The sequence below is a fragment of the Vibrio sp. 10N.222.49.C9 genome, from assembly GCF_041474985.1.
In the GTDB taxonomy this organism is placed as follows: domain Bacteria; phylum Pseudomonadota; class Gammaproteobacteria; order Enterobacterales; family Vibrionaceae; genus Vibrio; species Vibrio crassostreae_C.
Window position 1 is genome coordinate 88,010 of record NZ_JBFRVD010000017.1, and the last position, 9,791, is coordinate 97,800.

General features: G+C 37.8%; 6 protein-coding genes. 5 read left to right on the top strand and 1 reads right to left on the bottom strand.

From position 1 onward, the window contains the following. Positions 1-5 precede the first annotated feature (5 nt). The 3 genes from AB4585_RS06425 to avs4 all read left to right on the top strand — a co-directional run bounded on the left by AB4585_RS06425 (position 6) and on the right by avs4 (position 6,686). Positions 6-1,253, top strand: a complete 1,248-nt coding sequence (locus AB4585_RS06425; protein ID WP_017086252.1) for a hypothetical protein — start codon at positions 6-8, stop codon at positions 1,251-1,253. 99 nt (positions 1,254-1,352) lie between these two features. After that, on the top strand, positions 1,353-1,781 hold the full coding sequence (locus tag AB4585_RS06430; RefSeq protein ID WP_372169432.1) for a recombinase family protein: 429 nt from the start codon (positions 1,353-1,355) through the stop codon (positions 1,779-1,781). 192 nt (positions 1,782-1,973) lie between these two features. Next, positions 1,974-6,686 carry an AVAST type 4 anti-phage nuclease Avs4 gene (gene avs4 / locus AB4585_RS06435; protein WP_372169433.1) on the top strand — a complete coding sequence of 1,571 codons (4,713 nt, stop codon included), beginning with the start codon at positions 1,974-1,976 and terminating at the stop codon, positions 6,684-6,686. 420 nt (positions 6,687-7,106) lie between these two features. On the opposite strand, the gene AB4585_RS06440 is transcribed toward avs4, so the two are convergent. Beyond that, complete coding sequence (locus tag AB4585_RS06440; RefSeq protein ID WP_372169434.1) at positions 7,107-8,312, bottom strand: hypothetical protein; 1,206 nt, start codon at positions 8,310-8,312, stop codon at positions 7,107-7,109. A gap of 226 nt (positions 8,313-8,538) precedes the next feature. Here AB4585_RS06440 and AB4585_RS06445 point away from each other — a divergent pair, with 226 nt between their 5' ends. Then, entirely contained in the window at positions 8,539-8,724 is a 186-nt protein-coding gene (locus tag AB4585_RS06445; protein ID WP_372169435.1) for a hypothetical protein, read from the top strand. Then, positions 8,714-9,685: an LPO_1073/Vpar_1526 family protein gene (locus AB4585_RS06450; protein WP_372169436.1), complete on the top strand. Its 972-nt coding sequence runs from the start codon at positions 8,714-8,716 to the stop codon at positions 9,683-9,685. Before AB4585_RS06445 ends, AB4585_RS06450 begins: the two co-directional genes overlap by 11 nt. The last annotated feature ends 106 nt before the right edge of the window (positions 9,686-9,791 follow it).

Genomic DNA, 9,791 nt, shown 5'->3' on the forward strand with positions numbered 1-9,791 from the left:
TTTGCATGGCTGCTAAACAGCTAAAAGGTGTGATTCTCAGCGTAGAAGATACGCTTATTAACACCGGCGGTAAGATTAAAACAGACGTGTTCGCTGAGGTAGAGAAGTTAATGGCTTTCTTTACACTTCGTGGGATTAAGCCTGTGTTACTTGCTAACCGAGCTTGGACACTTACGGATAACGACGGCAACAAAAAAGACCTTTACGACGAGTTCGAGAAGCATTTTAAAGACCTAGCAATCTTTACTCGACAGCGTGACTCCAAGATTCCGCCTAAGCCACGCGCAGCAGCAACTCAGTACGTTCTTGATGAAATGAGGTGGGAATCTAACGAAGTTATCTATATCGGCAGTAGCGACGATGATATGCGCACTGCTGTAAATGGCAAGATTCTGTTCTTGCGTGCGACTTGGTACAGTAATAATACTGACTACGGCTTCGAGTTTAGCGAACCGAAAGAACTTGCTCGCTTCATTGATACGCTTTGTCTACGTGAGCACTTCTGGAGTCATGAAGTCAAAGACGGTGACTTTGAGTACTACGCGTTAGCCCCGTTCAGTACGTACAAGCCAGAGTTCAGAAAGTACTCTGAAAATGGACGTGCAGCAGCTAAGTTCGGTCAAGGTGATGTTGACTTCTGGCTTGGCGCGCTAGTTACTAGTATGTACTTTACTGGCATTCATCAGCGTATTGATTTCATTGCTGCCTACCCTGGGCATAAAGCAGGAGTTGGCAACGACAAAATGAACGATGATCTTATGACTTTCGGCAAATGCTTCAACAAGGGCTATTTGCATGATTTGATTGAGCGTCACACTACAGCGACCAAATCTCAGAATGCGCGTAATGCTGGCATTGTGATTGACCACCATAATCAGCTCAACACTATTAAGCTGAACAAGCTACCAACAAAGAACTACAAAAAGCCTTACGTAAATGCTCCACTAAAGCGCAATAAAACAGTTTTGCTAGTTGACGATATCTGCACAAAAGGCTGGTCACTTGAAGCTGCTCGTAAGTACGTCGAACGCACTGGCGCTAAAACAATCATGGTTACATGGCTAAAGACCATCAACACTGATATTCAATCAATCGGTGTTACTCCAGTATTTGACCCTTATCAAGCAACGACATTTACCAAAATTCCATCAGGAAAAACGTACGGCTATCACGCATATCACGTAGACGGTGCTGCTTCAGAGGAACTTGGCGAACAGCTACAGCAATACATTGATTGGGATTGGCCTGTTTAATCCCATTGATAATAAAGCCCTAGCCATACGTTAGGGCTTTTCTTTATCACCTCCCCTTTAGCGTAATATCTCTATCATTTGAGTTGCTGACCTAGTTATGTGATAGAAAGCAATAATGCAGATACTCGTTGCTTAAGAGCACCGACTAACAGCCAAGACACAGCTCGTGCTAAAGAGTCTATGACTGACTTTTTGAAAAACATGAAACACTCTGTTTCAGGTTGGTTCATCGAAAATAAGTTAGGTGTAAGCTTGCATAGTCATGAGCTTATGCGTCTATTGGGTGAAGCTAACAAGGGATGTGTTCTATTCATTGAGCAAGTAGTCCGCCTAACTCGTTTGACAGCAGAAGACTGGAAACGACTAAGGCGAATCATCGAAGACAAGCAAGTGCATATTGTTTCGATGGATTTGCCGACAAAGAATATCTTAGTACTGCCCCTAAGTGAAATTACACAGGTTGTGTTTGTCAGCGTGATTATCGCTAGCATGTCTTTGCCCCAAAGTTGCTTAGTTCAACAATCTTGACTTGTTTTTTTCGGCATTAGTTGACCTACTTTTACTAATGATTAACTATGTACTCAGTTTACTATGCCGCGTTAGGCAGAGAAGGTCTGATTTGAACTAAAGCGAGTCGTTACTGCTTTACGAAAGCATCTATTAGTCTTGCATATAATATCGTTTCAATATCAGTTAATACTTAAAAAGGGTAGAGTAAAATTGATTAAGACAGATTGGGAAATATTTAAAGCAAAGTTTTCAACAAATCCACAAGACGCTTTTGAATGGATGTGTTATCTCCTTTTTTGCAATGAGTTTCGAGTGAAAACTGGCATTTTTCGATATAAAAATCAATCGGCAATAGAAACCAATCCAATTTCCCAAGATGGAATTAATATTGGTTGGCAAGCTAAATTTTATGAAGCTGCACTATCTAGCCACAAAAATGACATCCTAGAAACGATTACAAAAGCGAAGCGTGATTACCCTGATTTAAACAAAATAATTTTTTACACAAATTCAGAATGGGGTCAAAATAAAGGAAAGGAACCAAAAGGCAAAATAGAAGCAGAAAAAAAGGCAAAAGAAAACAACTTGGAAATTGAATGGAGATGCTGTAGCTTTTTCGAGTCGCCGTTTGTTGTGGATGATTGTAGCCGGATCACTTCGTATTTCTTCACTCAATCTGATAATTTATTTGGACTTTTGGACTCGTTTGAGTCTCATACGGATGCAATTCTAGACGATATTGAAACTACTATAACCTTTGGCGACGCAAACGTTTCAATTAATCGATTTAATATAATATCTGAAATTGAAAGCTCAGATGCTAGCGCGCTAATTATAAGTGGCGAAGGTGGCACAGGAAAAACAGCCTTGATAAAAGAGATATATGGAGATAAAGGGAGGGATGATGCCTTTTATGTCCATAAAGCGACTGAGTTTTCTGTTAGCAGTTTGAATGAATTTTTGTCAGGTGTTTTTTTAAAGGATTTTATTGAGGCACATGAAGGGGTGGGCAATAAAACAGTTGTTATTGATTCTGCGGAGCATTTACTTGATCTAGAAAATACTGGTCCTATTAAAGAGTATCTATCCAACTTAATCAAAAATGGATGGAAGGTGTGGTTTACTACGAGAAATTCCTACCTAGATGATTTGATATTTCAGCTATATGAAGTGTACAAAATTAGCTTTAAGTCGATACACATAGAAAAGCTGAACGAAAATACATTGTTCGAGCTTGCTAAAAAGCATGGTTTTATTATTCCTAATGATAAAAAATTTAATTCGCTCATATTAACTCCATTTTATCTGAGAGAATACTTGAAGTATTATCAGGAAAATAAGGGCGCGAGCTACTTTGAATTCAAGGAGTCTCTGTGGCCGAGAGTCATTACAAAAAGAACCCCTCGAAGAGAGCAATTTTTTATTCGCCTTGCTGAAGAAAGAGCCAATACAGGAAAATTTTTTGTCATTCCTGACATTAGTTACTCCAATGAAAAAGTAGAAGAAGCCTTAGTTTCTGAAGGAATTATTAGTTATGAGCCTAATAGAGGATATTTTATTACTCATGATATTTATGAAGAGTGGGCTCTGGAAAAATTCGTTGAAGGTAGATTTTTATCCTCAGAAAATGTAGAAATATTTTTTGAAAAGATACAAAAAACTTTGCCCATCAGAAGAGTTTTCAGACGGTGGCTATCAGAAAAACTTAGCGCCGAAAATGAAGAAGTTAGTCACCTTATCGCAGAAACCTTATCATCTCGTAATATACCGAATTTGTGGAAAGATGAAGTGTTAGTTTCTATGCTTCTGTCCGAGTACTCTAATTACTTTTTTAACATTAGTAGAAAGTTACTATTAGAAGACAACTTCAGCCTTCTCAAGCGCATATGTTTATTGATAAGAATAGGGTGCAAGGAGATAGATAGTAGTCTTTTTGATAGGCTTGGAGTGCGAACTCCAGATATTTTATCAATGGATTATGCGGTAACCAGGCCAAAAGGAACCGGATGGAAGTCACTAATTAAGTTCATCAATGAAAATATCGAACATATCGGCGTAGATAATCTCAATTTTGCACTGCCCGTCCTGTACGACTGGAACAGTCACAATAAGTCTGGCGATGCAACTAAATATGCTAGCCTAATTGCTCTATCGTTTTACAAGTTGGTAATCGAAAAAGATACCTATAGTAGGGATGATGGTTTTTCCAAAAACTTGGTCCTAACTATTCTGTATGGAGCACGTGAAATTAAAAATGAACTGGAAGCTATAATTGATGAAGTAACTTTAAACAATTGGAACCGACATAACGACCCATACCACCTTTTGAGTAAATTCATTTTAACCAAAATGGAATGCTTCAATGTTACGATGGAGATTCCGGAAAAAGTAATAGCTCTAGCCAAGTGCTTCTGGATGTATGAAGCATCAGCAAGCGACGATTATTATAGTTCAAGACTAGAGAACGACCATGTATTTGGTGTTGAGACTAGGCACCAAGACTATTATCCAGCAAGTGCTTATCAGACCCCCATATACGCCTTGCTGATGACCGATTTAAAATTAGCACTAAACTTCATTATCGACCTAATAAATTATTCATCAAAAAAATATGCTGAATCTAGTCTTGATAAAGGCCAAGTTGAAACTGCAACATTGTTTCTAGATGATGGTAAAAATATTAGTCTACCTATTTCAACTCGTCTTTGGTGCATGTACCGAGGGACACAGGTAAGTCCTCACTTACTTGAATCAATATTAATGTCACTAGAACGTTTCTTTCTTGAAAGAGGAAAAAGTACTAAATCTGAAACACTTGAATATTATCTAAATTATATCTTAGCAAGAGCTGAATCTTCAGCGCTTGTGGCTGTTGTTGCAAGCATAGTATGTGCATTTTATGAGAAAACATTTAATGTTGCCAAAATTCTATTCAGGACGAAAGAGTTTTTCTTCTATGACTCTTCTCGAATGATACTGGATCAAACACATAAGACTCAACTTACTTCGCTAAAAAACTTTAGTTTCAACCGAATGAATGAACTTCATGAAAATGAAAGGATAAGTGCCTGCGACCAAAAACATAGGCAATATTCATTAGAAAGCATAGCACTTCAATATCAGTTCTTTAGAACTGAGGAAGTAAGTGAAGAGGAATCAGAAAAAAGGCTTCAGGAAATTTGGAAAATCCTGGATCATCACTACAAAAATTTACCAGCTAAGGAACATGAAAGTCATCAATATAAAACATGGCGTTTATATTTAGCTCGCATGGACAAAAGGAAAATGTCACCTGCAGCGAAAGAAGTAGAAAACGGTATAGCAATAGAATTCAATCCGGAAATTGAACCAGATCTTAAAGAATATAGTGAAACGTCTCAGCGCGAAGCGAACAAGCCTTTTACACATTTAGCTTTAAATACTTGGGCTGATAGCAGGCTCTATAATAGAGATAACTACAATAAATATGAGTCTTATGAAAATGATCCATTGATTGCTTTGGGTGAGGCAAAAGAAATATGGAATCAACTTTCAGAAGGCAGCATGACGGTAGGATTGCAGTTTGATCGAGCCACACCATCGTTTGTATGCGCTGTGCTGTTGCGGGACTTCAAAGGAAAATTAGGAAAAGCCGAGCTAGAATTTTGCAAGGAAGTCATATTTGAATATGCAAACATCGTTAACAATGATGATTACATGCATCAGATTGGTGACGGCCTTGTTCCTGCGTTATTTGTTCTTCCAAGATTGATAGAAGACTTTCCAGACGAAAGACTTACTATCAAGCTTATCTTAATTAGAGCCTTAATGAGACATGACTCTATATCGATGATGGGAATGGATAGGATAAATTCAGTAGCTATTCAAGCTGTTCAGCACTTATGGAAAGATGAACCTGATTTCATGAAGTCGCTGTACATTGGGTATTTGGTAGTTGCTCAAAAATATAGAGATGTTCAGGATCGTTTAAGACAAGAGGCGTATAAAAAGAAAAAGTATGACATTGATAAAAATGACTTTGAACAGGAGTTGTTTAAAGAACTAGAGAATGTAGTAAAGAGTATCGAAGATGAAACCATCAAGGAATCCGCAATAAACAATATTGAAAGCATAGATAACGACATATTGATAACTGCTTTTCAGCTTGTGCCATTAGATAACGCACTCAAGAAACCTGTGCCATTTATTGAGGAAATTATTAGGATAATTTCACAACAATTACTCTCACGTGATAGAGAAGACCGTCTTGATTATGCTTTCAGACATGAGTTTTTAAAGCACTATGCTCGATTTGTTCTTCATCTAGATAATGGCGAAAAGGATAGATACCTGAAATATTTTACCGATGACTTCACCTTGAGCGAAGGTACGGCGGATTTATTAAATGAATTTGTTAGCGCTGAAGACTCGCTGAATATACCGGACTCATTTTGGTTTGTATGGAACCGATTTAAAGGTTGCATTGTTGATTCAATCAGTAGTCAAGGTTGGCGGCATGATAAAGAGCGCATAATCGAATCATTTTTATTTGCAAGAGTCTCTTGGAAGGACGAAGCAATGGCATGGCATACATTTTCGCCAGAGAATAAAGTTTTTTTTAATGACCTAAGCGGGAAGATAGGTGGTGAATATTCTTTTATCTATAGTATCAGCAAACTCCTTTGTGGCATTGGGAGTGAATTTTTAGATGACGGTATTTATTGGATCAGTAACGCAATAAAAACCTTTGACATCGACTTGTCGCACGACAAATCAGGAAATACACTATTTTTCTTGGAAAGATATATGAGAAGATATCTATTCAAAAATCATGATAGAGTGAGACAAACACCAAACTTAAAGGCACAGTCAATGGTGGTGCTGGATTTCTTAGTCGAGCAATATTCCATTACAGGTTACCTTCTCAGAGAAGATATAGCCTAGCTAAAAAAACATTGTAGTGGGATATGAATTCTGGTGGACTAAGCTAAGTTCACCATAAGACTACAGATAAGATTCATTCACCGTATGACAAACGATTAAGGTTCAATATACTTTTTCTAATCTGATTGAAATAGATTAGAGATTATGAATCTAAATCGTTTCTGTCCAAAAGCTTCTCAGGTTGAAGTTTTAGGCGTGTGTGAAATTTTAGGCGTGGCACTTTCTAGTTAGAAAATGCCCCAAAGTTACTTAGACCTTTACTCATTCGCATCCTGTTATGAGCTTTTCCCTACTAAAACTTATCCATTCTTCTAATGCTGTTCGTCGTGAATCCCCGTGTTGTATCACTGGGTAAATTCGACCTAACTATCAGCATTCACATAACCCAGCTCTAGCTGAACGTAATGCTAATTCGAAACTTTAATTAGAGGTAAACTGAGTGATGAACCTAATGATCTCGGCCATATTTTTTTCAGCACTAGAAGCATCTTGGTTTATCTTTATTCCTGTTTCTGTTTTATAAATCGGCATATAGGATTTGTCACTACCATGTGTGAGTTGTATTTCGCCAAAATACTCTTGTTCAGTTGTCTCAACAAAGTTCATCAAAATGAACTCATTATGATCTCTAGTAAACAACTTAAAGGATAGGTACTTACCCTCTATTGCAAGCATTTTTAGATCCTCAAAATCATCTACAAATTTTTCTGCCCAACCATTTATTAAATGATTGATAGTTTGCGTATGCGGCTCTGCTTGGGCGAACTTAATAATTCTCTTAATGCCAAGACTTTCTTTCAGTTGTCCTAACGTAGCATTTTCTAACCTTAATCCGTAATTATCAGAAATAAGTGTCGCCACAGCGGTGAACGTTTCGTAATCATCACGAATCATTTCATCATCAACCTCTCCCGTATCGATTTTTAAGTCAAGACATAGCTGGTAGATTTCGAAGTATGCAGAGATATATGTACTAAGACAGGTGCTTTCAACATCTACATTTTGTGTACCAAATACCCGAGAAAAAGCAGCTAGATTATAGTGTAGATACGCATAAAGTTGAGTTGTAAAAGATTCTAATAGAAATTCGTTATTCTCTTCCTCTTTTTCTTTTACAAAGTGTTCATAGTACTCCCAGAAGACTCGATGAGTACCAGAAAAATACTCTTTGACATCCTGTGTAACGCTCTCCCTAACTTTGATCTCTCCTTTGTCTTGGAGTTTTTGAAACTCATACAACTCAGCATGTATTACTGGTAAATCATCTTTAGTTATGAAACTCCACTTTGCTGTTGTAATTTTTCGCCCATAGACGCGCTCAAAGAAACTTTCCTGTTCAAGGTAGGTTTCTACTAATCGTTTAGACTCTTGAAGTTTGTTTGACTTGGTGATTTGAGCAGACCTGTGATTAGCAATGACCCAAGTAGCAAGCGGAATAGATAATGAAGCGATGGCTAAAGGTAGTTTCATAGTTGACCAAACATGGCTAAGAAAACTAGAAAACACCTCACTGTAATACAAGCCGGTTCCAACAATTACGGCTAAAAGCAATGGTATTGTGATCGATAACAAGAAAAGAGGCGTTGCAAAAACATCTTTGTCTTTCGCTACGAATTTATTATACATTTGAGAGGCTTTAGTAGTTGATACTACATGAGTTTATACACAAAATAAGTGTGTGAATAAAGGTTTATACTTGTGATCTAATACCCTTGAGCTTGAAGATGTTGATTTATTAGGCTTGATATTTTTACGGTGTCTTACACTGGTTGTTCGACGTAGCTTCATATTTTAGGTCGTGTGCTTACAATAGCCCATAGCTTACAGGTTTGTTTCAATTGAGGAAAAAATCATGGACTGGATTCTGGCAAATAGAGAGTGGCTTTTTGGTGGTGCGGCGATTGCTATTCCGCTTGCAATCGTAGGTTGGTTACTACCTTCTTTAAAAAACAAGCAAGTTCAAAAAGGTGGCAATAATTCCACGAACATACAAGTTGGCGGTAATTTTAAGGTAGGCGGTCGCAAAGATGATCTCTAAGCAAAGTCAAGAAGGTGGTGACGGTTCGACCAATATTCAAGCCCAGAAAATGGTCTTACATGTTGGCATAGATGAAAAACGTGCTCGTGAAGTTTTCCAAGAAATGAATTTGCAATTAAGGAAGGATTATACTCGAGAGGCTCTTGAAATAGCGAATTCACGAGTAGCTGAATTTGAAAATAGCCTTTTGCCAAAGATGCAAAACGTTGAGGGAGCGCTCGAAGCTTTTTCAGACCCAAGTTTTCAACTTTTACTCGTAGATGCACAAAAAACAGCAGCCTCTACAGAGAGGCCAGCAGACTACGACTTATTATCAGAGTTGCTCATTCACAGATTTAAAAAAGGTGACAATCGAGTTACTAGAGCCGGGATTAGCCTTGCAGTAGAAATTATAGATAAAATTTCAGATGAGGCGCTACTAGGCTTGACCGTTGCGCATTCCGTAGCAAACTTTTTCCCTGCAAGTGGTGATCTTCACCTTGGTCTAAATACGCTAAATCGTTTATTCGAGAAAATCATCTATGGGAAACTACCTACAGGTCAAGAATGGCTTGATCATTTGGATATACTTAATACAGTTAGATTGAGTTCATTCGGTAGTTTAAGAAAGCTACAAGATTATTACTCAGACGTATTATGTGGCTATATTGATGTTGGTATAGAGAAGGACTCTGAAAGCTATGCAAGTGCTATAAAAATACTTCAGGATAATAATTTATCGATTGAACTATTAGTTGAACATAGTCTAAATAGTGCTTACGTTAGGATTCCTGTAGCTAATAGAGCACACATAAAGGACCTTTCCTTTCAGCGAACTGTAGTTAATGAAGGAGCCGAAGTTCTTGTTCCAGTTCCGTTATCACCAGAGCAAAGCCTCGCAATCGAATCCGTTTACGACCTGTACTCGAATGACAATGCAATTAAGCTACAAAACATTCATAGACAGAACCTTAAGCACTAAGCTCAGCGTAAATTCCGTCTAACGTAATGTTTTCTTTAGACTTCCTCTGCGCGGACTTTTGAGCGTTCCTTGATATATAACTGGTAGCCCATTCGATTTTATTGCT